This is a genomic window from Microcystis wesenbergii FACHB-1317, from assembly GCF_014696875.1.
Lineage (GTDB): Bacteria > Cyanobacteriota > Cyanobacteriia > Cyanobacteriales > Microcystaceae > Microcystis > Microcystis wesenbergii_A.
In genome coordinates, this window is the sequence record NZ_JACJQV010000069.1 from 1 (window position 1) to 23,579 (window position 23,579).

General features: G+C 43.3%; 29 protein-coding genes and 1 pseudogene. 13 read left to right on the forward strand and 17 right to left on the reverse strand.

Translation table 11 applies throughout. The features are described from left to right. Positions 1-441: 441 nt before the first annotated feature. The 4 genes from H6F92_RS03365 to H6F92_RS03380 form a co-directional block, all read right to left on the reverse strand. On the reverse strand, positions 442-810 hold the full coding sequence (locus tag H6F92_RS03365; protein ID WP_044034116.1) for an aspartyl protease: 369 nt from the start codon (positions 808-810) through the stop codon (positions 442-444). After that, the gene (locus H6F92_RS03370; protein WP_002737737.1) at positions 807-1,082 is read right to left on the reverse strand and encodes a hypothetical protein; all 276 of its coding nucleotides are present in this window, start codon (positions 1,080-1,082) and stop codon (positions 807-809) included. Before H6F92_RS03370 ends, H6F92_RS03365 begins: the two co-directional genes overlap by 4 nt. 222 nt (positions 1,083-1,304) lie before the next feature. Then, entirely contained in the window at positions 1,305-2,030 is a 726-nt protein-coding gene (locus tag H6F92_RS03375; RefSeq protein ID WP_190356788.1) for a GIY-YIG nuclease family protein, read from the reverse strand. A 372-nt stretch (positions 2,031-2,402) separates the two neighbouring features. Continuing rightward, the gene (locus H6F92_RS03380) at positions 2,403-3,827 is read right to left on the reverse strand and encodes a protein adenylyltransferase SelO (protein ID WP_199308117.1); all 1,425 of its coding nucleotides are present in this window, start codon (positions 3,825-3,827) and stop codon (positions 2,403-2,405) included. Between the two features lie 82 nt (positions 3,828-3,909). On the opposite strand from H6F92_RS03380, the gene H6F92_RS03385 reads away from it, so the two are divergent. Together H6F92_RS03385 and H6F92_RS03390 are read left to right on the forward strand one after the other, a co-directional pair. Next, positions 3,910-4,167, forward strand: coding sequence for a CRR7 family NDH-1 assembly protein (locus H6F92_RS03385; protein WP_190356790.1), 258 nt, complete (start codon positions 3,910-3,912; stop codon positions 4,165-4,167). Positions 4,168-4,209: 42 nt separating this feature from the next. Beyond that, positions 4,210-4,620 (forward strand): salt stress protein, Slr1339 family, encoded by a 411-nt coding sequence (locus H6F92_RS03390; RefSeq protein ID WP_190356791.1) that lies wholly within the window; start codon positions 4,210-4,212, stop codon positions 4,618-4,620. A 6-nt stretch (positions 4,621-4,626) separates the two neighbouring features. On the opposite strand, the gene H6F92_RS03395 is transcribed toward H6F92_RS03390, so the two are convergent. Together H6F92_RS03395 and menD are read right to left on the reverse strand one after the other, a co-directional pair. After that, entirely contained in the window at positions 4,627-5,856 is a 1,230-nt protein-coding gene (locus H6F92_RS03395) for a hypothetical protein (protein ID WP_190356792.1), read from the reverse strand. A gap of 280 nt (positions 5,857-6,136) precedes the next feature. After that, the gene (menD, locus tag H6F92_RS03400) at positions 6,137-7,846 is read right to left on the reverse strand and encodes a 2-succinyl-5-enolpyruvyl-6-hydroxy-3-cyclohexene-1-carboxylic-acid synthase (protein ID WP_190356793.1); all 1,710 of its coding nucleotides are present in this window, start codon (positions 7,844-7,846) and stop codon (positions 6,137-6,139) included. A 294-nt stretch (positions 7,847-8,140) separates the two neighbouring features. Here menD and H6F92_RS03405 point away from each other — a divergent pair, with 294 nt between their 5' ends. Then, complete coding sequence (locus H6F92_RS03405; protein ID WP_190356794.1) at positions 8,141-8,563, forward strand: M67 family metallopeptidase; 423 nt, start codon at positions 8,141-8,143, stop codon at positions 8,561-8,563. On the opposite strand, the gene H6F92_RS03410 is transcribed toward H6F92_RS03405, so the two are convergent. The 4 genes from H6F92_RS03410 to rplU all read right to left on the reverse strand — a co-directional run bounded on the left by H6F92_RS03410 (position 8,542) and on the right by rplU (position 10,420). Beyond that, positions 8,542-9,105: a DUF4334 domain-containing protein gene (locus tag H6F92_RS03410; RefSeq protein WP_190356795.1), complete on the reverse strand. Its 564-nt coding sequence runs from the start codon at positions 9,103-9,105 to the stop codon at positions 8,542-8,544. The genes H6F92_RS03405 and H6F92_RS03410 overlap by 22 nt on opposite strands. Positions 9,106-9,183: 78 nt before the next feature. Continuing rightward, positions 9,184-9,579 (reverse strand): hypothetical protein, encoded by a 396-nt coding sequence (locus H6F92_RS25675; RefSeq protein ID WP_242029980.1) that lies wholly within the window; start codon positions 9,577-9,579, stop codon positions 9,184-9,186. Positions 9,580-9,726: 147 nt separating this feature from the next. Continuing rightward, the gene (gene rpmA, locus H6F92_RS03425; RefSeq protein WP_002744094.1) at positions 9,727-9,996 is read right to left on the reverse strand and encodes a 50S ribosomal protein L27; all 270 of its coding nucleotides are present in this window, start codon (positions 9,994-9,996) and stop codon (positions 9,727-9,729) included. A gap of 34 nt (positions 9,997-10,030) precedes the next feature. Next, the gene (gene rplU, locus H6F92_RS03430; protein WP_190356796.1) at positions 10,031-10,420 is read right to left on the reverse strand and encodes a 50S ribosomal protein L21; all 390 of its coding nucleotides are present in this window, start codon (positions 10,418-10,420) and stop codon (positions 10,031-10,033) included. A 195-nt stretch (positions 10,421-10,615) separates the two neighbouring features. Between rplU and murQ the strand changes: the two genes are divergently transcribed. The 9 genes from murQ to H6F92_RS03475 all read left to right on the forward strand — a co-directional run bounded on the left by murQ (position 10,616) and on the right by H6F92_RS03475 (position 17,536). Beyond that, positions 10,616-11,536, forward strand: a complete 921-nt coding sequence (gene murQ, locus H6F92_RS03435) for an N-acetylmuramic acid 6-phosphate etherase (RefSeq protein ID WP_190356797.1) — start codon at positions 10,616-10,618, stop codon at positions 11,534-11,536. A gap of 27 nt (positions 11,537-11,563) precedes the next feature. Then, entirely contained in the window at positions 11,564-13,054 is a 1,491-nt protein-coding gene (locus tag H6F92_RS03440) for a site-2 protease family protein (RefSeq protein WP_190356798.1), read from the forward strand. A gap of 180 nt (positions 13,055-13,234) precedes the next feature. Continuing rightward, positions 13,235-13,645, forward strand: a complete 411-nt coding sequence (locus tag H6F92_RS03445) for a DUF4164 domain-containing protein (RefSeq protein WP_190356799.1) — start codon at positions 13,235-13,237, stop codon at positions 13,643-13,645. Positions 13,646-13,754: 109 nt separating this feature from the next. Then, positions 13,755-14,333 carry an esterase/lipase family protein gene (locus H6F92_RS03450; RefSeq protein WP_190356800.1) on the forward strand — a complete coding sequence of 193 codons (579 nt, stop codon included), beginning with the start codon at positions 13,755-13,757 and terminating at the stop codon, positions 14,331-14,333. Positions 14,334-14,460: 127 nt separating this feature from the next. Then, entirely contained in the window at positions 14,461-14,808 is a 348-nt protein-coding gene (locus H6F92_RS03455) for a ssr2422 family thylakoid membrane protein (protein ID WP_190356801.1), read from the forward strand. A 69-nt stretch (positions 14,809-14,877) separates the two neighbouring features. After that, entirely contained in the window at positions 14,878-15,336 is a 459-nt protein-coding gene (gene rplI / locus H6F92_RS03460) for a 50S ribosomal protein L9 (protein WP_012264300.1), read from the forward strand. A gap of 99 nt (positions 15,337-15,435) precedes the next feature. After that, positions 15,436-16,020, forward strand: a complete 585-nt coding sequence (locus H6F92_RS03465) for a chromophore lyase CpcT/CpeT (RefSeq protein ID WP_190356802.1) — start codon at positions 15,436-15,438, stop codon at positions 16,018-16,020. A gap of 22 nt (positions 16,021-16,042) precedes the next feature. Then, a complete protein-coding gene (xth, locus tag H6F92_RS03470; protein ID WP_190356803.1) occupies positions 16,043-16,843 on the forward strand; it encodes an exodeoxyribonuclease III in 801 nt (266 codons plus the stop codon). 138 nt (positions 16,844-16,981) lie between these two features. Next, complete coding sequence (locus H6F92_RS03475) at positions 16,982-17,536, forward strand: hypothetical protein (RefSeq protein WP_190356804.1); 555 nt, start codon at positions 16,982-16,984, stop codon at positions 17,534-17,536. Here H6F92_RS03475 and H6F92_RS03480 read toward each other — a convergent pair whose 3' ends face one another. The 5 genes from H6F92_RS03480 to tnpA all read right to left on the reverse strand — a co-directional run bounded on the left by H6F92_RS03480 (position 17,537) and on the right by tnpA (position 20,480). Then, entirely contained in the window at positions 17,537-17,854 is a 318-nt protein-coding gene (locus H6F92_RS03480) for a hypothetical protein (RefSeq protein WP_190356805.1), read from the reverse strand. 122 nt (positions 17,855-17,976) lie between these two features. Continuing rightward, positions 17,977-18,867 carry a beta-carotene hydroxylase gene (crtR, locus tag H6F92_RS03485; protein WP_190356806.1) on the reverse strand — a complete coding sequence of 297 codons (891 nt, stop codon included), beginning with the start codon at positions 18,865-18,867 and terminating at the stop codon, positions 17,977-17,979. Between the two features lie 162 nt (positions 18,868-19,029). After that, positions 19,030-19,449, reverse strand: coding sequence for a helix-turn-helix domain-containing protein (locus H6F92_RS03490; protein WP_190356807.1), 420 nt, complete (start codon positions 19,447-19,449; stop codon positions 19,030-19,032). Next, positions 19,433-19,732, reverse strand: a complete 300-nt coding sequence (locus H6F92_RS03495; RefSeq protein ID WP_190356808.1) for a type II toxin-antitoxin system HigB family toxin — start codon at positions 19,730-19,732, stop codon at positions 19,433-19,435. The genes H6F92_RS03490 and H6F92_RS03495 overlap by 17 nt, the downstream gene beginning before the upstream one ends. Before the next feature lie 328 nt (positions 19,733-20,060). Beyond that, complete coding sequence (gene tnpA / locus H6F92_RS26960; protein WP_015983817.1) at positions 20,061-20,480, reverse strand: IS200/IS605 family transposase; 420 nt, start codon at positions 20,478-20,480, stop codon at positions 20,061-20,063. 64 nt (positions 20,481-20,544) lie between these two features. Between tnpA and H6F92_RS03505 the strand changes: the two genes are divergently transcribed. Beyond that, on the forward strand, positions 20,545-21,774 hold the full coding sequence (locus H6F92_RS03505) for an RNA-guided endonuclease InsQ/TnpB family protein (protein WP_190356809.1): 1,230 nt from the start codon (positions 20,545-20,547) through the stop codon (positions 21,772-21,774). A gap of 90 nt (positions 21,775-21,864) precedes the next feature. Here the strand turns inward: H6F92_RS03505 and H6F92_RS03510 are convergent, their stop codons facing one another. Together H6F92_RS03510 and H6F92_RS03520 are read right to left on the reverse strand one after the other, a co-directional pair. Beyond that, positions 21,865-22,890 (reverse strand): thiamine phosphate synthase, encoded by a 1,026-nt coding sequence (locus H6F92_RS03510; protein WP_190356810.1) that lies wholly within the window; start codon positions 22,888-22,890, stop codon positions 21,865-21,867. Positions 22,891-23,465: 575 nt separating this feature from the next. Beyond that, positions 23,466-23,579: pseudogene (locus H6F92_RS03520) on the reverse strand (IS5/IS1182 family transposase); the annotation flags it as partial.

Consider the following 23,579-nt stretch of genomic DNA (forward strand, 5'->3'; position numbering starts at 1 on the left):
TTCCCCGCTTCAGTCCCAGAGTTGTGACTTCTGAATCTGGGGGTGGCTATCGCCGTTACTCTCAACTTGTAAAGATTTATTACAAGTGTATTGACCTTGAGTCCCCTTGCCTAGTTTGGTATCGGGTGATACTAAACGTCGGGACATATAAACAGTTATAAGGTTGGTCGGAGTTGACCTGTTAGATTCAGTTAGGGGACTGAAGACCTTACTAGGCGGTTATTTCAGGTATTTCAACCCTATTTCATGCCTAAACGTTTCGCACGGCTTAATATATTCTAGCTTCCACGTTGCTGCAGCAATGGCGTACTGCTACCCAGTGCCTTCAGCATCGCACTTTAACCCACAGCTTCAATCAATCTGCATGGTACGTTCCCCAAAATTGATCGGTGGAGCAGTAAGACCCCCATTAGGAAACGCACCCTACCAGATCGGCGATCGCTACTTCAACGCTTCGATCGTAACTAAACCACCCTCAATTGCCTGAATTCGCAAATCGTATCCTCGTAATAGCTGCATCCCAATCAACGGAACCGTCTCTGATTCGTTGATGTAAATCTCACGATATTGCCCGTCCCAGATCACAAGCCCGATGTAAACTTCAAACGTGCAGAAAGTCCCATCGCCTAATGTCGCAAGATCTCGACCCTCCCAAATAAACCCTAACCTAGCAATTATGTCAGACGGCAAGGTGAGAAAACCCGAAAATCCTGTATCAATTACAGCATCTACTATCTGCATAGTTTCATTATTTCTGACCGCGATCGCCAACATCGCCTCACACCCTTGATTTACACGACCTTGCATCATGGCTTTGTTCTCAGGCTCCTTGCGCCAAAGTGATCAACGGCTGAATGCCCAATGCGAACAAACCATGTCTGAGTATCAGGCACTCGTGCAGAAAGTTGCTTCGCTGCGCTTACCAAATCATCCGCTACTTCAAAAGCCCCTGTTTCAATGTCGATCGCCACAATTCTCCCCTGATTTCCCTCCTCGACTTGGGGACGCACCTGAGATTGATAAATCTCATTACCACGTCGAGCAAATTCTTCTTTACTGTAGCGGGGTTGTCGAACTGTCATTGAAGCGACCCTGGAGCGACTTTTGCCCCTCTATTTTAACCAAACATTGGGAATCTTCCCTAACATTCCTCAACTGGACCCACCAGAGCGACATCTCACCTAAACTCACAGTTTCAATCCATGGGCATGGTGCGTTCCCAAAAATCGATCGGTGGAGCAGTAGGACTTGCATTAGGGAACGCACCCTACAAGATCGGCGATCGCACTGTGTGCGCCGATTTGTTAGCTCATTATCGGGATGTTGCCTTCAGGGTCGATCATGCGGATCAATTCAAGAACCTCGGTCGGATTTGTCGAAAACCATTCGTTCCCTGGAGCGGTTTTGATCGACCGTCCTCTTAAGCGTAGGATAGAATGCAGTGCCGCTTCCCAATGCGAAGGAAAGGGCGTCCACATCACCAATGCAATGTGGGGAACTTCTGGAAGGGCAGTGGTCGACTGACTAAGAATCCGTCGGAGGGGATCCCGGTCTGTGCGGCCAATCTTGCACGGCCACCGGTTTTCCTCCTTTGCGTCTGGATGACTTTGGTAGACTTTGAAATAGTAAAGATAGATTGCTGATTCTCCCGAACCGAACTCAAGTTCGGCTGAAGCCACAACACCTGCGGAGTCATTGGGTTCATCCTCGGCAGATAGTTCATGTTCCACTTCCGACTCGTCTGCGGATCGAATCTTCCACATTCCATATCCTGGATTCGTCGCGAGACCTTCTCTTTTCAGGTATTGAAGTGCCTTCTTAACCGAAGCTTCGAGGTTCGCGGCATTCGCTTCAACGCCACCACGTTTTGTATGAACCTCAGGGATTTTCGTGACTATATCGTTTCGACGAACGATCCTTCCTGCATACAATTCAAGAATCAGCTCTCGAATCACCTCCGGCATAAGCGGGATTCCCGCATATTGGTATGCGGATTCGATCCGCTCAGCTTCTCCGTCGGATTCTGGCATTTTCTTTTTAGCTAACTACATATTATAGGTCAACTTTCTGCACAACACTCTCTAGAGTAACGATATAGGTTAACTTTCCCTATATCACACCCAAAAGCGTGTTAACCAAATGAGCTTACTGCAAACAGCCTCCTCTAAGGAGACTGATCAAAGAATCCTTCCAGAATTCTAGCAAAGATTCTTAGATATGACTGCACTTTGTCACAAAATTTTACTATTATTTTGACACTCTTAATGGTTAGAAGGGAAACATTGATCGCCAAGTCTGGTCAATTTTTGTTCAACGCATTTCAGGAAATGACCTAAATAAGTAGCTAGAGATAATTAATTACGCATATTTAACCACCTTTTGCACCACTACTTATTACTTAATTACTGTTTATTTTGTAATTTTATCACTAATTCTTGGAAAGGTTGCCAATCGTCTTTATAAGTAATTGCTTCCCAAACCGATTCGATTAGCGGTCTAAGTAAAGCAGTTTTAGGATTATAATGCTTTAAGGTATCGCCAATTTGAGACAAGGAATCTGAGGGTAATTGATTTAAGACCAAACTATATAATTCTCGCCAACGTTGCCAATCAGCTTTCGGTAAATCCATATTTTCAAGAATTAGAGAACTATTTTCTCGCCAACCGTAATTAAATTGTTCACTTAATTGATAGAAAAAGTCATGATAACCGAGGCCAGTTTCTTCGAGAACTTCCACGGTTTTGCTGACCAGTAAAGCGGATTCGGGAGTAAAAATATCCTCAAAACCTAACTTTTTGAGCATCATTTTTTGATAATAAAAATTGTAATGCTGGTCATAGTTAGCCAAAGCCAGATCTAACTCTAACAAGGAGACGACCATGGCCAGGGGAGATTGCAGTAACTCTAGATTTAAGCGACAGATAAAAGGCTGATTGCCATAACTATAACGGCCGCCGTAGTCGAAATAGGCCGCCGTAAATTGGGGGTTATAGGAAGGAATAAAAGCGTAGGGACCATAATCGAAACTTTCCCCAGTAATTGACATATTATCGGTATTGAGAACCCCATGACAAAAACCTGCAGCCATCCATTGGGCTGCTAATTTAGCGGTTCTTTCAATCAAAGCATCGTAAAATTTTAAATAGCGATCGCTATCTTGGGGATTGACTTCGGGATAATAATAAATAATCACATGATCGAGGAGTCTTTTAATTAAATCGCTACGTTTAATATGAAATAAACGCTCGAAAGTCCCGAAACGAATATGAGAATTACTAACTCGAATCATCACCGAAGATCGCGTCGGGGAAGGTTCATCGCCACGCCAGAGGGGTTCCCCCGTTTCCACCAAACTCAAACAGCGAGAGGTATTCACCCCTAAACCGCGTAAAGCTTCCCCGGCTAAGACTTCTCTAACTCCACCCTTGAGAGTTAACCTACCGTCCGCATGACGGGAATAGGGAGTCCGTCCCGATCCTTTCGTACCAAAATCGTATAATTTGCCATCAATACCCCTAACTTGACCGTAGAGAAAACCGCGACCATCTCCCAAAAAAGGATTATACTCGCCAAATTGATAACCATGGTAACGCAGGGCCAAAAAGGGGGTCAGGGCTTGAAATTTACCAAAAGCCTCGATAAAATGCTCATCTAAGGTTAATTCTGGCTGAATTCCCACCAAAGGTAATAAAGCATCATTGCGAAAACGAAGGATATGACGGGGAAAATCCGCAGCCGCAACTTGATCGTAGTATTGGTCCCCCAAGTCCTGCATGGCGCTTTCGTAAGGGAGACTGAGAAAGGGATTGGTGAGATGGTCTGTCATAGTGGTGGTGTCGATCGAGCGTTGAGGCGATAAAGTGATAAAGATAGCCAAAAAATTTTCCTACTGAGACTATCAAACAGCGATGCCCGATTCTATTATGTATCAAGGGGACTATTTTCTTGTCCTTGAGGCCGATCAACCTGAACAATTCCAGACTCCCGACCAGTTGCGGGATAAGTTAAAAGATTTAATCACCGCAAAACCGGAGATTTGTCCCCGACAATTGGCGAAATTCTCTAGTTTTGAGGAAAAATCTCTCTATCTGCGCGATAATTACTGCGAGTTAGACCTGGGGCAGGGGGGTTATCTACAATGGTATGTGGTCCGTTTGGAAAAATAAGGAAACCCGCTTTTTAACTTTTTACTTTCTAACTTGATCATTATGGGAGAAATAGAAGATTTACTGGCACAAATGAAGGCAGAATACCAGAAACGGGATCAGGAAAAACCGATGCCATCCCCTTCTTCTCACCAAGAAAAAGATCGTTCCCCGGCCGAATTTAAGGTTAATTATGCCGGCGATTCTTCTACCGATGCGCTTTTAAAAGCTTTAGCCTTAGAAAACCAAGAAAGGGAACAACAGGAGGCAGCGGAAAAAGAAAAAGCAGCGGCATTAAAACAGCAGCGCAAGCGAGAAGCTTTAACTAGAAAGGCGAAGCAATGGTTAGATAAATTGGATGCCAAATCGGAGGAAGGACGCTGGTTTGAGGAGTTTTCCTATAGCTACGATTCTCCGTTAGAAGCGGCGATTACCTATCTAGAAGCTTTGGGAGAAGTGGATATTTCTAAATGATCAGGTCTAATTTAAAGTTGTGGGTAAATTGGCCGCGTCAAAAACTCGATTATGCCACCAAATATTATCACCGGCGCTAATATTTGTGCCGTAACGAGGGACGACACCATAAACAGTGCCGGGGTCATAATCCAAAGCTTGACTGATGAGATTGTAGAGACGTTGTAGATCAAAACCCCGGGGGTCACAATGGGGATATTTTCCTTGATTAATCAGAAAACTATCCACGGCAAAATGGCTGACAATTTGCGGTAATTGTCCCGTTTGTAAGGCTGCTAGGAGATAATATTTCGCCGTTTGTTGGTATTGAAAATCGCTGTAACCGGGGAGGGTTTGCAAGCGTCCTTTGGTCAAACAGTGGGATCCCGGCGCTTGTACCAGTTCAATGTTAACGCTGGAGATGACCCGACGATTTCTTTCGGCAAAAACCGGCCGCAAGCGATCGCAATTAGGGTGGGATAGCTGCTGACAAATCGCCTCTGTTGCCCATAATGCGGTGCTTTTTGCCCCATCAAAGTAATTTGTGGGATATTCTTTGACTAAACGCTTAAAGAAGGCTTCTGAAGGCGTATTTAACCAAATTCTCGCTCTTTTTTCTAACTCAGGGGCCGATCGCGTACTCAAAGGAACACCCTCTAAAGCAAGCGCAAAACCCTTGACGCGGACAGTTTCTGGGGTAAGTTGCCACAGTTGACGCACTAATTGATCTCTGGTGTCTGCGGGCAGCATTTCGGCCGCTTGTTCATAAAAAGTGGCCGTGGGACGGTGACGTTCAAAAAAAGGCCGGGCGATCGAGTCTAAAATGTCTCTATCCCTGGAATTCGGTTTGCGGGGGATGTAAACATTGGGACCCAATTTCATCGGACCGCGAGCATATTTTTTCTGTTCTTCGATGTTACCCGCAGTCATACTCCAAGCTGTGTCGTGGAGAATAAACAAAGGGGTGCGCTCGAGGGTTAATTCGGTTTCTGGCGGGGCAATTTGCAAAAATTCGGCGATTTTCTGCTTTTCTAACTCATCTAGGCTCTTACCGGCTAAATTCTCCCCCACAGTGGAGGGATTAAAAATATTTATGGTGGCAGTGGAGAGACTAGAGGTATTCAGTTTTAAAATCAGTAGGGACAAGACCAAGCTAATCACCAAAGAAGTCACTCCCCATCGCCATTGTTCCGGGGGAAAGATAGAATATCTAGGGAGAGAAAATTGTCTTGATTTTTGCCGTCTTTGTCGATTCATCGGACTCTTTTAAGTAGTTGGACAAAAGTAAAGTTAACTGTAGGGTAAGGAGTCGGTCGTCAGTAAGAATTGCGGCAATTTACATTTCTTAAGATAGACAACAGAATTTATGTCCGACTACTTAACTCTTTCCACCCATTGTATTGACTTTCTCGAAAAAGGGAATTAATACTAAATCCGTTGAGTATATGCTACCTATCAGGATAGGCACTCTTGCAATAGGCAGCTTTATTCTCCCCACTTCCCCACACCCCACACCCCACACCCCACACCCCACACCCTACACATAATTACTGAGGAACCATTGGGTATTAAAAGCTCGATCGCAGGATATTTCTAGTAATCTTATCCCTGATTCCGGTAAAACTGCGATTTTTTGCTGAAAATCAGTCCAATCGCTGATTAAATGGTAATCGATACCGTAGGTGTGACAGAGTTGGCAAAAGTCGATATTTTGGGGAGTGGCAAAAAATTCTTCAAAGGGAGGGTCAAATTTGGCGATCGGCAACATCTGGAAAATGCCTCCCCCCTTGTTATTGATTAAAATTATGGTCAAGGAGCCAACAAAATATTTTTTGATTAAAAAACCATTTGTGTCGTGTAATAGGGCTAAATCTCCCGTTAATAGCAGGCTAGGGACATTTTTATAAGCCATTCCTATCGCAGTGGAGAGGTTGCCGTCGATGCCATTGGCCCCGCGATTAAAATAGGGACGAATTTTGCGATCGCTAGGCGGGTTAAAAAATTCGGCATAGCGAACAGGCATACTATTAGAGATAAAGATCGGGGTGCGGGGGGGGAGGTATTGGGAGAGCAGCCAGGGGATTTTTCCTTCAATCAGTTTAGTTTCTGCTGCCAAAAGGCGATCGATAGTTAATCTAGCTTGCTGGTCGAATTTTTGCCATAATTGCCGATATTCTCGGTTATTATCGGGTTTTTCTGGGAATAGATGCCCTAATTGCTCGATATTTCCCCTGAGATGTCCGGTTTTTCCCTGTAGAGGATCGTAATTATCGGGATGGGGATCGATAATCCAACGCGGACAGTCGATTTCTTCTAACCAGGTCCGTAATTCTTTGCTGGTGGGTAGTTCCCCAATTTGCAGGACAACATCGGGGGTTAATTGGGTTTTAATGGCAGCATTCCGCAATAATAAATCATAGGTGGTGATGAGATGGGGATTTAACCCTGCATAGTTTCGCAGAGGAGATAAAGCTTCTGCTAAGACGGGATATTGTTGCGATCGGGCTAAATTAGCGATCGCCTGACAGTAACTTTCGGGGTTTTGCGGGGAAGCTAATCCCGCAATGATAATTCCTTGACGGGGTAAAGAAGGAATTTCGAGAATTGAGTGGTTAATGGGGATATTTTGCCGAGATATATGGCTAAAAAAAGCCTCTTGGTCAAAATTAGCCTCTAAATTGTTAATTTCTAGATCGGGAGTTGGTGCGAGGGGATCCCGAAATGGTAAGTTCAGATGCACCACTCCGGGAACAGGATCGAGACAGCGAAACCACGCGTGGATGATAGTTTGACGGAGATAGCGTAAACGCTCGATATTGGCACTAGGACAGCTAATTTCCGCTTGCCAGTTGGGATAATTACCGTAGAGTTTGACTTGATCGATAGTCTGACCGGCGTGAGCATGACGCAATTCTGGGGGGCGATCGGCGGTTAGAATTAATAAAGGGACATGACTTTCTTTTGCTTCAATGACTGCGGGATAAAAATTAGCCGTGGCGGTCCCGGAAGTGCAGACTAAAACCACCGGTTGATATAATTGTTTGGCTAATCCCAGGGCAAAAAAAGCGGCCGAGCGCTCGTCTAAGATGGGAATAGCTTCAATCTGGGGATGTCTTGCCAAGGCTACCGTTAAAGGAGTCGATCGCGATCCGGGAGAAACCACCCCTATCTTCAATCCCAAACGGGCCAATGTTTCAACTAAAATAGAACCCCAAAGTGTATTAAGATTGCGAAAATCGATCGACATTTATCAGTTCAGTGCAAAGGTTAGGGGACAATAAGTTAAAGAGTCTATTAATAAATTTAACATTGGCTGGAACTGGCCAAGAATAAGTTATTCCTAAGTCAGTGATGCAGAAGTTATTAAAAAGGGGCGAAGGCAATTGGCCCCTACAATAATATTATGGAGCCAATGGTAGGGGCGCATCACCTGCGTCAAAAATGTCCTATAGATATTTCGACCAAATTGAGATGCACCCAGTTTTCAAGTTCCCTATAGCCAAAGCAAACTAACATCAATAGGTTTTGAAAATTTTCCCTTATGATCCTGATTACAGACCAAATTTACCAGCGCATTTTCACCCACGCAGAATCCACCTATCCCGAAGAATGTTGTGGGTTACTCCTAGGAAAAATTACCGAGACAGCAGCCGAAGTTATCAGCATACAGGCAACAGAAAATAACTGGTCAGGTAATAGGAAAAACCGCTTTAGTATTGCCCCAGAAGTGCTTTTACAAGCTCAAAAATCGGCGCGGGAAAACCAGCTAGAAATTATCGGTATCTATCATTCCCATCCCGATCATGCCGCCATTCCCTCGGAAATTGATCGCCAATTAGCCTGGTCAGGATATACTTATTTAATTGTCTCCGTAGTTTCAGGGCGGGCGATCGATTTACAAGCTTGGCAACTGGACGAAGGCGAACAATTTCAAATCCAACCTCAAGAATTAAAATGTTTTTGACATCGCTTGAGAACAAAAAAGAAAGGCTGGGGAAAGTTTTTAAAATCCATAATTCCCAGCACCGTATTATCATCTACTTTCCGAAAAGAGTCATTAATCGGCAGATAATCATAAATCATCGTGGCGCTAACTTTATCCCGATATTTCATCATTCGCAGTCTAGCCTGACTTGTCTCTGTTTTTAGCAAGGAGTTGGTCAGCATTAGCAAAGGTTTCAGAGAATTATTTTTCAGTATCGGCAGCTTCAAAATCCAGTTCATGGCCGTGGGATTGGGTGCCACCTTAAAGATTTTTCCCTGACCATCTAAAAATAACAGGGGGTGGACATTCTCAGTATCGACAAATTCTTTACCATACCAATTAGATGCCTCTAATAAACCATCCATCGGGTGATTTGTCTGAAGTCCAGAACCTTGCCAAAGACCGAGCATAAAGTCTAAACTCACGGGTTCGAGAGCGTCAAACAATTGTAAAGCTCTTTCGGTCGTCGTTTGACCAGCTTTAAGAATCGACTGGCAGCTTTCTAATTCTAATGTTTCCATTGTTTCGCTCTCCTTGTGTCCTGACAATGATATTATAGCTGCCCAGCCAAAGGGTGGGGGATTGCCCCTCGGTTAAAATCACCAAACATCCGACATATTTTCAGTCGATGGGTCATCGTATCGCTTTAGAGTTTCCAGCCATTCACTCATTTCTTCCTTGATGGTTTCTTTAAGTTCTTGCAAATCATCTTTATCTATTAGACCTTTTTCCAGTAAGAAAGTGTAGAACTTTTTCAGACTACCTGCGTTAGCCTTGATGCTTGATTGACTGGCCCACAGGGCCTTTTTGATAAACCAATAACCCAATTCTCGCCAATGGTCAAGGAGTTGATATTCTCGTTCGGAAATTCGCCGTTGTTGACGAGCTTTTTGCAGGGATTTTTCCGCTCGCGAGCGATCTAACCAGGGTAATTCGGCAGTAGAATTGAAAGACCAGGGCAAATTTTTTAAGATATCGGCAATTTTAAGAATCATACTCAGTTCATCTTTTCCGAGCTACTTTCGGACTATATCTAATCTATGAGCGATCGATCTACCCTGTCAACAGATATAAATTATTTGAAAAACCCCCTAGGATGAGTTAGGAGGTTACAGGGAAAAAATTAATCAGGGTTGATGGGATTAACTGGCGCTAACTTCAGCGGGATAAACGCTAACTTGACGGCGACTTTTATCCTTGTATTCAAATTTGACCACACCATCAATTAAAGCGAATAAAGTATCATCGCCACCACGACCAACATTTTTACCCGGGTGAACTTTAGTACCTCGTTGACGGATGAGAATATTTCCCGCTTTTACCACTTGACCACCGTAGCGCTTAACGCCTAGTCTCTGGGAACGAGAATCGCGTCCGTTGCGGGTACTACCCGTACCTTTCTTATGAGCCATAATTTCTCTCCAAATGCTTTTTTGATTCTAAAAGTTATTCTTCTTCATCGCTACTATCTTCCACAACTTCAGCGCCAAAGGTAGCAGCAGTGGCGACTAGGGTTTTACCGTTATAATTGATTGAATCAATCATAAAACGGGTAATTTCTTGACGATGACCGCGTTTTTTACGGGTTTTCTTTTTCGGGCGCATTTTATAGACAATAACTTTTTTGCCCCGACGATGTTGCATGACAGTGCCTTCGACGGTGGCCCCTTCGATAAAGGGTTGACCGATGCTAATATCATCCTCATCATGGATTAATAGCACTTTGTCGATGGTATGGGTACTTTGTTCATCGACGGGAAGAAGTTCGATATCGTAATAGCGACCGGGTTCCACCCGAATCTGTTTGCCACCGGTCTCAATAATTGCGTAACTCATGAATTTTCTGCGCTCGTTTTGCCGTACAGGTAGCTGAAAAAAATTCCAGCTTTTGTGCTAATGTCCTCACCTGATCCGAGCAGGAATTGACACAATTTACTATTATCTAATATTCGGGGGGCGATTGTCAAGCTTTTTAGCCACCGATTGGCTATATACTGAAAATAATCTTACGAAAAACTCAATTAAACCGTTATGGAACAGTGGGAAAGCAGAGGACACCTGTTAACCGAACAAATTAACCCAAACAGCCTAAATTTAGACCAATTAAACCCGCTCGAATTGGTGGATCTCTTCAATCGCGAGGATGCCCAAACCCTAAAAGCGATCGCCATGGCCCAGCAAGAATTGGCCCTAGCGATCTCCCTGACCGGTCAGGCTCTGGCTAAAGGTGGCAGACTCTTTTACATTGGGGCGGGAACCAGTGGCCGGCTGGGGGTTTTGGACGCGGCCGAATGTCCTCCCACCTTCTGCACTCCCCCGGAATTGGTACAGGGAATTATTGCCGGTGGAGCGGCGGCGCTGGTGCGTAGTTCCGAAGATTTGGAGGATAAAGCGGAAGATGGGGCGGCGATTATTGCCCAGCGAGAAATTCACGAATTAGACGTGGTAGTGGGGATTACCGCCGGGGGGACAACCCCCTACGTTCATGGGGCTTTACAGGCGGCAAAACAGCGAGGTGCGACGACGATTGCCATTAGTTGTGTCCCCGCCGAACAAGTGGAGATCGCCGTGGATGTGGATATCCGCTTATTGACAGGACCAGAACTTTTGGCCGGCTCCACCCGTCTGAAAGCGGGAACGGTGACGAAAATGGCTTTAAATATCCTTTCCACAGGGACAATGGTCATGTTAGGCAAGGTTTACGGCAACCAGATGGTCGATGTGGCTGTTACTAATCATAAACTCCATGACCGCGCCCTGCGGATTATCTGCCACCTTACCGATATTAGTCGTGAGGAAGCGGCAATTTTACTAGAAAAAAGTGGCCGCCGGGTTAAACTGGCTTTGTTAATGCAGAAAACGGGACTTTCGGCGGCGGCAGGACAAGAATTGTTACAAAAGCATCGGGGTCAATTACGGGCCGCTCTGCAAGCTTATAATCAAATTGATTGATAAATACCTATTGATTTTGACTTTCCTATGGTTAATATTTCTTCGGAAATTGCTGCGATCGCTGTTATTTTCCTCGTCGCTGCTGGTATCTTGACTTGGAGTTTTTATCGGTCTAAACCCTACGGACAACTGGGAATTTTAGCTTGGTTACAATCCTTGGTACTAATCGCTCCTTGGTTAATTTTTTTCGGGCTATTTGCGGCCGGAATTGAACTCAATCTAGCGGTAATTCTCTTTTTACTGGTTGCTGCCACCATTATCTATATTTATTTAGGCAACCGTTTACGCTTACTGAAAACCAATCAGATAATCGAACCGAAAGTTAACCAGGCAGTTAGCGAGTCCGTTACTCCCCTAGAAACCCCGGCAGCGGTGACAGCAATTGTGCCGGATGTGATGCCAATTTCCGAACAGGATCTAAAAGTTATTCAGAGTATTTTTGGGATAGATACTTTTTTTGCTACTGAGACTATCTCTTTTCAGGAAGGAGCCATTTTAAAAGGCAATTTACGGGGAGAACCGGATAGTGTTCACTCGCGCTTAACCCAGAAATTAAGTGATCATTTTGGCGATAAATATCGTTTATTTCTGGTGGAAGGAACCGAGGAAAAACCGGTGGTAATTATCCTTCCCAAAACTAATGATCCTAGTCCTGCCACTCTTGCTCAAAAAAATCTCTCTTTAGTTTTGTTAGTAGCTACTATTGTCACCAGCTTAGAAGCGGCGGGAATTTTATTGGGTTTTGATTTGTTTAGTAATTGGCAGAGATATCGAGAAGCAATTCCCCTGAGTTTGGGTTTATGGTCGGTATTAATTGCCCACGAAATCGGTCATCTAATTATCGCTAAACGCCATAATGTTCGTCTCAGTTTACCCTATTTTCTTCCCACTTGGCAGATTGGTTCTTTTGGGGCGATTACTCGTTTTGAATCTTTATTACCTAACCGCAGTGTTCTATTTGATATAGCTTTCGCCGGTCCTGCTTTGGGAGGTTTGGTTTCTTTAATCTTGTTAATTGTTGGACTGACTTTATCTAATTCTGCCAGCCTTTTTCAAATCCCTAGTACCTTTTTCCAAAGTTCAATTTTAGTTAGTTTTTTAGCGCGGATAGTTTTGGGCGACGAGTTACAAAATGCTGTTATCTCCGTGCATCCTTTAACTGTTATCGGTTGGTTAGGATTGGTGATTACCGCCCTTAATTTACTGCCTGCTGGACAGTTAGATGGTGGCAGAATTGTTCAGGCTATTTATGGTCGCAAAATTGCCCGCCGCACCACTGTGGCCACTTTGGTCATTTTGGGCATTATTTCCTTAGTTAATCCCAGTAATCCCATTCCTCTCTATTGGACAATTTTAGTCGCTTTTTTACAAAGAGAGTTGGAAAGACCTGGTTTAAATGAGTTAACCGAACCCGATGACAACCGCGCTGGTTGGGGTTTATTACTACTCTTTTTAATGTTGGCGACTCTGATTCCTTTAAGCCCTAGTTTAGCGGGACGGTTAGGCATCGGTGGCTAAATACTTCCCCGAAATTCTTGCCATTGATTGCCGTCAAAAAAAAGCTTGACAAAAACTCAAGTCTTGACTTATAATTTTATTATAATGGGAATCCGTGTCCGCCTATAGACTCCTGATTTTTCGGTAAGATATAGCCCCCAGCATTTAGCCCTGAAGATTTGACTTTTGGAGTTGCTCAAAATGTCTAACGAAACTGTCACTTATTCCCTAGAAGCTGTCCTGACAAGGATTGAGGGGAAAATCGACTCTCTGGAAAAACGCCTTGACGAGAAAATCGACTCTCTGGAAAAACGTATTGATGAGAAAATCGACTCTCTGGAAAACCGTATTGATGAGAAAATCGACTCTCTGGAAAACCGTATTGACGAGAGATTTGACAAGATAGAAGACCGGTTAACTAAAGTAGAAATAGGACAGGCCGAACTCAAGGGAGAAATCAAAGCTTTGGATGAACGAGTAAGCACAAAAATCGAGGGATTAACTGCAAGGGTTGCCTATCAGGAATTCACCAATCGAGGGATTCTGATAGCATTGGTAGTCGCTATTTTAGGAGGTGCCGCTAAACTTTTTGGTTTTTTCCCTAATCCTTAGAAGTTGCCGGTAGCCGTACCTAGTAGATAGGCTCTTCCCAAAAATTTTTCGCTCATTACCCCGATCATCCGTTAGAATAGATTCAGAATTTAAGGATAAAACCTCATCTATGAATCCCGTTGTTTTGGTGCATGGTTTTCTGGACACTACTGCTGTTTTTAAACCGATGAGCAAGTATTTAAACCATCATGGTTGGCAGGTGCATAGTTTTAATCTAATTCCCAATCATGGTTACGAAAAGTTAGAAGTTTTAGCCGGTCAGGTGGACAATTATATCGAGAAAAACTTTGCTAAAGAGCAGAAAGTAGATCTGATTGGGTTTAGTATGGGAGGATTAATTACCCGCTACTACCTGCAAAGATTGGGAGGAGTGGCAAGAGTGCAACGTTACCTAAATATTTCTGCTCCGAATCGAGGCACTTTAACTGCGTATAGTTTACCCTTAGATGGGATTAGACAAATGCAGCCGGGGAGTCAATTTCTAGAGGATTTAAATCAAGATTGTCAACAAATTTTAAATAAAATTAAAACCACAATTATCTGGACTCCCTACGATTTAATGATATTTCCCGCCCATAGTTCCCGTTTATCGGTGGGCAAAGAAATTTCCATTCCCGTATTGTTTCATGCTTGGATGGTCAAAGATAGCAAAGTTTTAACAACAATTAAAGAGACCTTATTAGAATAGAAATACTGGTTGTCTCCAACACTGGAACAAGGTCAAAATATTACCGACAAAAGAGTTAATTTTTATCAAAAAAGCTTGACTTAAGGTTATAATTGTGCTATGAGATCAAATTCCCCAAGGTGTCACCATGTCCACTCAAGAACCCACCCTAACCGATGTTCTCAACGAACTGAAAAGCTTCCAAACAGCAGTAAATCAACGTTTTGAGGCGATAGACCAACGTTTTGAGGCGATAGACCAACGTTTTGAGGAAATAGACCAACGTTTTGATACTATGGGGCAACGCTTTCAGGAAATAGACCAAAGATTAGACAAACTCGACTATAAATTTGACACCTACGAAAAAGCCTCCGAGAAAGTGCTGAGATTAGCCACGACAATTATTATCGCAGCCGCCACCGTAGCGGTTTTACCCTCGGCCTTTCAGGCAATCGGTCCCCTATTAACCCAGATCATCGCCGCCGGCAATAACTAACTTGTGATCGAGACTTGACGATTGCATGGTATGATAGAGGTTTTGGAACTATTGTTTTAGGTCAAGATCATGGCGAAACGAATGCAGGTTATCCTCAATCAAAAAGTCAGCAAATTAGGTGAAAATGGCGATGTGGTGGAAGTGGCCCCTGGTTATGCGCGCAATTACCTTATCCCCCAAGGGGTGGCCGTTTTAGCCACCAAAGGCGCGATTAAACAGGCAGAATTTAGGAAAGAAAAAGAGCGTCAACGTCTCCTCGCTGAAAAACAAGAAGCAGAAACCAGAAAAACTGCCATCGAAAAACTCAGTCCCTACAGCATCCCTAAACAGGTGGGTGAAAACGAGGCAATTTTCGGTACTGTCACCAGTCAAGATGTGGCTACGGTTATTCTAGAAAATGCTAAATTAGAAATCGATCGCCGTGGTATTACCGTTCCCGATATCGGTCAATTGGGAGTCTATAAAGTACAAGTCAAACTCCATCCCGAAGTTAGTGCCGATATCGAAATTAAAGTAATTGCACAATAACAATTATCAGGGCATAGTTATCAGTAATCAGTGAAAATTTATCAGAGCGATTAACTAGCTGATCGCTGATAGCTAATAGCCATTCACATCTCAAAAATTATGACTCATTCCACAGATCTAAAAACCCTAGCGCGCTGGATGGCGGCGGATTTTAGTAATCAAGAACAAGCTTTTGCTAATCCGCCTTTTTTTGCCCATATTCGCGTGTGTATGCGTCCTTTACCCGATGAATTACTGAAGGGAACCAGTTTATTTTTAGAACAGGCCTACGATTTTATGCTCAATACTCCCTATCGTTTGCGAGTATTTAAATTATCGGTAGTCGATGACCATATTGAACTAGAAAACTTTAAAGTTAAAGAGGAAGCTAACTTTTTTGGTGCTTCTAGAGAACCCCAACGTCTCAAAAATCTCAGCTTAGACCTATTAGAACCGATGGCGGGTTGTGATATGAATGTAACTTGGACGGGTAACAGTTTTAAAGGGGTGGTGAAACCGGGTAAACAATGTTTAGTCTTTCGCAAAGATAGAATGACTTATTTGGATAATAGTTTTGAAATTAGTGAACGGGGATTAATTAGCGTTGATCGTGGTTTAGATCCCGAAACCGATCAATTAGTCTGGGGTTCGATCGCCGGTCCCTTTGAGTTTGTGCGTCGTAGTAGTTTTGCTGAGGAAGTGTGAGAAAAATTCTCGGTTTTTAGCTATGAAAATCGCCACATGGAATGTCAACTCGATTCGCAGCCGACAAGAGCAGGTAATTAACTGGTTACAACTCAATCCCGTTGAGGTTTTATGCTTGCAAGAAACCAAGGTAATCGATCGAGATTTTCCCAGAGAAGCTTTTGAATCTTTGGGTTATCATCTCTATCTTTCTGGACAAAAAGCCTATAATGGTGTGGCGATTTTTAGCCAAAAACCCCTGGACGATATCACCGTGGGATTTAGTCCCATTATCGGCGAAAATTTAACGGGAGAACTGGACGAACAGAAACGGGTAATTACTGGAGTAATCGGCGATATTCGGATTATTAATCTCTACGTTCCTAATGGTTCTTCCCTAGATAGTGACAAGTATATTTATAAGCTTAAATGGTTAGAAACTCTTAGGAAATATCTAGATAAAATTATTAATTCTCAACCAGAAGAATTATGTATCTGTGGGGATTTTAATATTGCCTTAGAAGATAAAGATATTTATGATCCCAAGGGCAAAGAAAATCATATTATGTCTTCAGCTAAAGAAAGAGAAGCTTTAGAAAAGGTGTTAGAAATTGGCTTACAAGATGCCTTTAGAAAATTCACCTCGGCAGCGGGACATTATAGTTGGTGGGATTATCGCAGCGGTGGTTTTGCTCGTAACCGAGGTTGGCGAATCGATCATCTTTATTTAACTCCTCAGCTATACGAAAAAGCCGTTAATTGTCTGATCGATCGAGAACCCAGAAAACAAGAAAAACCTAGCGATCATACCCCCGTTATTCTGGAAATATCAAGCCCAAAATAGCTAAAGGATCAACCTAGACTTTGCACAGCCAGAATTTTGCTCTCTTAGTTTCCCTAACCGGGGACTTTCACCTTGAGGATTTATTCGGTAACGAGAAAATGCTATGATTCGGGTTGAATTTACCAAGTTTATTAAATTATGCGTTCTCCCCAATTAATTGTTCTATTGCTCGGTTTATCCTTTCTCCCCAGCATCTCCCCCCCTTTTGTCCATGCTAGTCCCTCGATAGTGCCAGTGAAACAATCGAGTAATCGCGATGGGGGACAAAAAATCAGCGAAGCGGAAATTAAAGCAATGATTGAAGACATTCAAACCGCTATTAAAGATAAAAATATCGCCCTAATCCTCAAACACTATGCCCCGTTTATTTCCTCGCAATTGACCATTAAAACCGATGCTAGTACCGAAATTTTTGAGTTAGATGGTATCACGGAACATAAAATATTTTTAGAGGAATCCTACAAAAATATTAAAAGTATAGAGGTTCTTTCTGAGAATTGGGACGTGGATATTCTTGCTAATAACGAGATGGCGATGATCACTCGCGAGCGGGTAATCAATATTACCAACACCGAGGGTGATAACTATATAGTGGCATCGGAAGCGGTGGCTAAAGTCGCTCCCATCGACGGCAAATTGAGGATCTTTTCCATTCAAGAAACCGCCGAAGTGGGACGCAGACCAAAACAATAATTAACTTCTCCGGTTGGGACTGGCCCAACCCGACTCCCGCCGTCTTCGTCCCTCGATAAAACCGTCATCGTAGTCTCTGGAATTGCGCGGATTATCATAGCGGGCAAAGTTAAACCCGTCCTCTAGTCCGCGCTGAAATTCTTGCTCTGGTGGCACAAATCGATAACGTTGTCTATTATCCTGTACCACCCGGTTGATTAACAAGGCCCCCGCTCCAATACCCACGGCCTCACCAAAGGTTAAAGACTTAGCATAATTAATGTTAATTGTCAAGAAAGTTGTTGTTAAAATTAAGGCTTTTCCCCAATGTTGACCCATAAAATCCTCCTTCAAAAAATCAGGTTGACAACAAAACCAGTACAGATACAAAGTTTCTCATAAAATCGACCAGCGACTTGCCAAAATGACAACTTTGTACCTCACCATTACGATAAGTGAGATCAAGAAGTTTTAGAAGAATGGGAGTGAAAGCGAATCCCCAAGAAGACATCGTAGAGGAAACCCCAGAAATTCTTACCTTGCAGTAAACCTAAAGACTGTTCACACTCTTTTGCGTCTAAAAGCGGTTTGGTGGCATAGTATGCCGGTTGGTATTTGTACCAGGGAATCGACGGCCAGAGATGATGCACGAGATGATAATTCTGTCCTAAAATCAGCAGATTTAAGAGGGGACTGGGGTAAACTCGGGCATTTTTCCAACGATTGCGCTCTTGGAAAGGACGATGGGGGAGATAATCGAAAAATAAACCGAGGGCAATTCCCACCACTAAAGCGGGAACAAACCAAAAATTCATCACATAGCCAATAAAACCGAATTGACAGGCGACGATGACTATGGTAACAACAAAAAGACGACTGAGGAACCATTCCAGCAGTTCGTATTTTCGCCAGAGTTGCCGCTTAAAAAAGAAGATTTCATGATAAAAAAATCTGGCCGCAATCATCCACAAAGGGCCACCGGTGGAGACAAAATGATCCGGATCATTTTCGGGATCGTTAACGTGAGCGTGGTGCTGTAAATGGACTCTAGTGAAGACTGGAAAGGCAAAACCGAGCATTAAAGCACTGCCGTGACCTAAAATAGCATTAAATACCCGATTGCTATGGGCAGAATTATGGGAGGCATCGTGGATAACTGTCCCCGATAAATGTAAAGCGAGGACATTAGCACTAAAACAAATCCAGTCGGGCCAGGACCATAGCCAATAGCCACAGGTAGATAGGGTTATTAGGCTCAAGGCACTGAAAAACATGGTAACGTTTGGGTTGAAGCCCCCCGGTGCTTTTAAATACTCTTTGGGGACTGTCAGCAACATCTCGGCCGACTGCATTATGGGTGTTGCTCCTTATTGTGTTCGCTTTACTGGCGTAAATTATCATACTACGCCTTTTTCATAAAGTTTTGTAACATTATCTTAATTAATCTAAAGCTATGAAGAAAGTAAGGATTTGTTATATGGTCTTCCCCCTCGGTCTCCGAAGGAAAAGCGAGGCTACAAGAGAAAATCACGGGCGTTTAACGCCAGTTTCGCACTTAAACGATTAAAAAATTCGGCTAGAGACTCGGCTTGAGAGGGAGCGATCGCCTGTTTCCCCCCTATCACCGATTCTACCCTATCCCGATCGCCGAAAATATCGATAAGACACTCCCTATCGATATCGAATTCATCAAGTAAAGATTCTAACGTAGCGGTAGGATTTGTTCGGGCGATCGGATAATGTTTCCGCTCGTATTCTTCCACTAATAAGACCAGTAAATCGAATAATAGTCCTTCGTCATTGCTTAACTCCCGTGACATCATCCCTTCAATTATGCTTAAAAATCGCTCGTATTCTTGGGAGTTATTAATTGGTTTCGGTTGATACTGCAAGAGTAAATCACCATAGGTTAATGGATTAGAAGTAGGGATCATTTTTCCAGTTCTCCTTATTGTATTCAGCGTGACTTAGAATATATTTAACGAAAATGGTTTGACGAGAATAATTGATGTCAGCGATTAAACGGTATTTGTTTCCCTTGATATTAAAAACTGTAAAATTTCCCACCGCCTCCGCTTTCGGGTAGCGACCTTGAACCTCTACTAAATTTTTCCAGTTAGCCTTACTAGCGAAGTTATACCAATCGCTAAGAGCGTCTTCCGCGTCCGAGTGGCGTTCCCAAAACTCTCGTAATTTGACTTTACTGATCACGCGCATCGATCGCTAGTTTTATTGTTCTCTTTAACCCAGATAAACATTGATCACTCTAATAATTATAGTATATGTCAATTTGATCGATCGCCCCCCGCACCCCAGAAAAGCGCACCCCTTCGCGCATCTCTGGGAGATCGCCCTCAATCCCCAATCGAGTAATCAATAGCTAGATAAAGCATAAGAAATATAAATAACAAAAACCTTGACAAAATGGGCGGGGGTGGGTCTTGAACAAAGACTTGATAGCTCACTTACCTAAAATGTCGGCTTGAAGGCTCTCGGTTTTACCGATGAGATGAAAAGCCGACCAATATAGAACAGCGAAGCACGATTAAAAATCAGGACTGTCTTGATTTTCGACATATTTTTTGAGTTGGTCTATTGTGACACCGCCACAACTAGCCACAAAATAAGCCCCCGTCCACAAAACTCGCTTGTCTTGACCATATATCTTTTTTAAGTGGTCAGGGTAGTTGTCCCACAATAGCTTACAAGAGATTGACTTCAGGTTGGCTATTAACCCGCTTAACAGCTTGTGGGGTGGGTAAGTAAGAAGAATGTGTACATGGTCTGATTCTCCGTTAATCTCGACTACTTCCGCATCCCATTTAGCGGCAATAGAGTTAAAAGCTACCTTCAAAAACTCCAAATGCTCCTTTTGAAACACCTTCCTACGATATTTTGTCACGAGGACTATATGTACAGTGAGATTAAAGGTAGCCCTACGAGTCTTAAAATAATTAACTTTCATGCCCTTGACACTTTGTACGGTGGATTGCTATAATCATAGCGTAGCACATTGAGAGGTCGAGTCAATGCGAGTCATAGAGTTTAAGTTAAAGACCAATTCTCACCAAGAAATAGCCATTCAAGAAGCTATCAGGGTGGGACAGTTCATCAGGAATAAGTGTTTAAGATTTTGGATGGACTCTACCAAAGAAGACAAAGTAAACTATGCTACTTTGTGCCGATTAGTCACAGATTTAACACAAAATCCTGAGTTCCCTTTTGTGGGTAAACTTAACTCTATGGCTCGTCAGGCGAGTGTTGAAAGAGCTTGGTTTTCTATATCCCGTTTCTACAACAATTGTAAAAAGCGCACCGCCCGCGCCGAATCGAATTCGGCGAGCGGACGGAGCAAGAAGGGTTTGGCGAAAAAAGGCTATCCTAAATTCAAAAAGTTCTCAAGGTCTGTAGAGTACAAATCTTCTGGTTGGAAATTAACGGAAGATAAAAAGTTTATTCACATCACGGATAAAACAGGGATTGGGAAGCTAAAACTCATCGGGACTTTTAACCGTCAACTCTTAGACAAAACCACAATCAAAAGAGTCAGGCTTATTAAAAAGGCAGACGGCTTTTATTGTCAATTTGTTTTAGACATTGAGAGAGTGGAACCGCTTGACTCTACAGGAAAAGAAGTAGGGATTGATTTAGGTTTAAACCATTTCTTGACTGACTCTAATGGGGATAAAATTGATAACCCACGGTTTCTTCGTAAGTCTGAAAAAAGACTAAAAAAGGCTCAACGTAAACTCTCAAAAAAGAAAAAGGGAAGCCAAAAAAGGTTAAAGCAGAAATCTAGAGTAGCCCGCCTTCATTTAAAAGTTTCTAGACAACGTAAAGATTTTGCCGTTAAGACAGCAAAAGCGTTAATCCAATCTAACGATTTGGTAGTCTACGAGGACTTGAAGGTTTCTAATATGGTGAAAAACCGAAAACTTGCTAAATCAATTCAAGATGCGAGTTGGTCAATGTTCACCAATTGGTTAGACTATTTTGGAAAAATTCACGGGAAGTTTGTCATAGCGGTAAACCCCCAATACACTAGCCAACAATGCTCTGATTGTGGCAATATCGTCAAGAAAACATTATCGATAAGGACACATATTTGTTCTTGTGGTTGCGTTTTAGACCGGGATGAAAACGCCGCTATAAACATACTTCATAAAGCAAATACTGTCGGGCGGACAGAAATTCAAGCCCGACTACAGACTACCCACTGTCTAACAGGTGAAAGCTTGTTAGATAAGGTAACTGGTTGAACAGGGAATCCCTCGCTTTTAGCGATGGGAGCGTCAAAAAAACCGTTTTTTAACTTCTTGCCAAGAAAGGATTATTCTCGTGGATAAGATTTATTCAGCCAGCCCTAATTGGTTTAATAATTCTTGTGTCACCACATCGGGATGCTGCGCTTCCATGATCGCCCGGACTACAGCTACCTGTTGCGCTCCTGCCTCTAAAACCTCTTTAATGTTATTACTATCAATACCACCGATCGCAAACCAGGGTAAAGGGCAATTTTCCCGCGCATAACGGACGTATTCCAATCCTGCGGGGGTTTTCCCTGCTTTGGTGGGGGTGGCATAAACCGGCCCCACTCCCACATAATCGGCCTTTTCTTGGATTGCTTTGGCCATCTCTTGGGGATTAGTGGTGGACCGACCGATAATTGCCCCGGGGCCGAGAAATTGCCGCGCTAGGGAAATCGGTACATCCTGTTGACCGAGGTGAACACCATCGGCGGCAATGGCCTGAGCAATATCGACGCGATCATTCATAATAAACAAAGCATCGTAACGGTGGCATAACTCACACAGTTTAGCGGCTTCTTCTAAACGAATCGTATCAGCGGCGGTTTTATGGCGGTACTGCACCAATTTTAAACCCCCTTTTAGGGCTAATTCAACGATTTCTAACAGATTTTCGGCGGGAGAAGTGACTAGATAGAGAGGAGATGCTTGCAGTTTTTCTAGGGGTGGAGAGATTAATAGTTTACTCTCTAGCTGATAAACCCGATAGCGCAGCTGTTTACAGGCTATCCCTAGATCCAGATCATAGAGTTTACCGTATTCTTCTAAAACCCTGAAAGCCTCCTGTACGCGAGCCAGATTGGCCTGCAGCAGTCCCTCGACAGTCTCCCGGATTTCTTCCCTGGGATGGCTTAAATCCCTACCGATATCCCCGGCCGTGTCCCGATGTAGTTTCAGATCGATCGAGTGCCAACTAGCCAACTGATGGCGCATTTCTTTACATTCTTGGGCTAAATCAGGATTATCTAAGCCAAAACGACACCATTCTTCGATAATTCGCAGTCCTTCTCTAGCGCGGTCAAGGTTAGCATCAAGAATCCGTTTAATCGCCGTAGTTTCTAGTTTCATTTGCCGTTAATGTAGAGTTATTATAACCGTCCGCCAATTTGATCCCCCTCAATCCAGCTTGGAAAAGGGAAAAGGGAACTTTCCTGGTTTTCCCCCCTTTTTTTAAGGGGGGCCAGGGGTAGGGTTGATTCATGAATCAACCCTACCTCGAATCAACCCTACCTCGAATCAACCCTACCTCGAATCAACCCTACCTCGAATCAACCCTACCTCGAATCAACCCTACCTTGAATCAACCCTACCTTGAATCAACCCTACCTTGAATCAACCCTACCTTGAATCAACCCTAGGGCAAGGGGGGATCATCTCAAATATTACATTCTTGGCCGCTGTTCGGGGAATAGCAGAGTCGGCATCAGACAACTAAAAAGAGGGATGAGAAACCGATGCCAAGGCCAATTTTAACCCGCACTGACATTCTTAAGCGCTTCTAGGTATTCCAGTAATTGCTGATGATCTGGGTTATGTAGTGGGTAGAGACGATTGTAACAGATGGTGACGAGGGCTTGCAGATCCTCCACTAAATCCTCAGCTGCAATGAATTCATGGGATTGATTAGACCTCCTGCAAAAGTCCTATTCAGCTACTTGATGATAGCCTAAAGCAAGTTCATAGTTGTAAATGCCAGCGATTAAATTAAATCTCAGACCAAAACGCCGTCTCCGATTCCTATATCTTGATGATAAAAT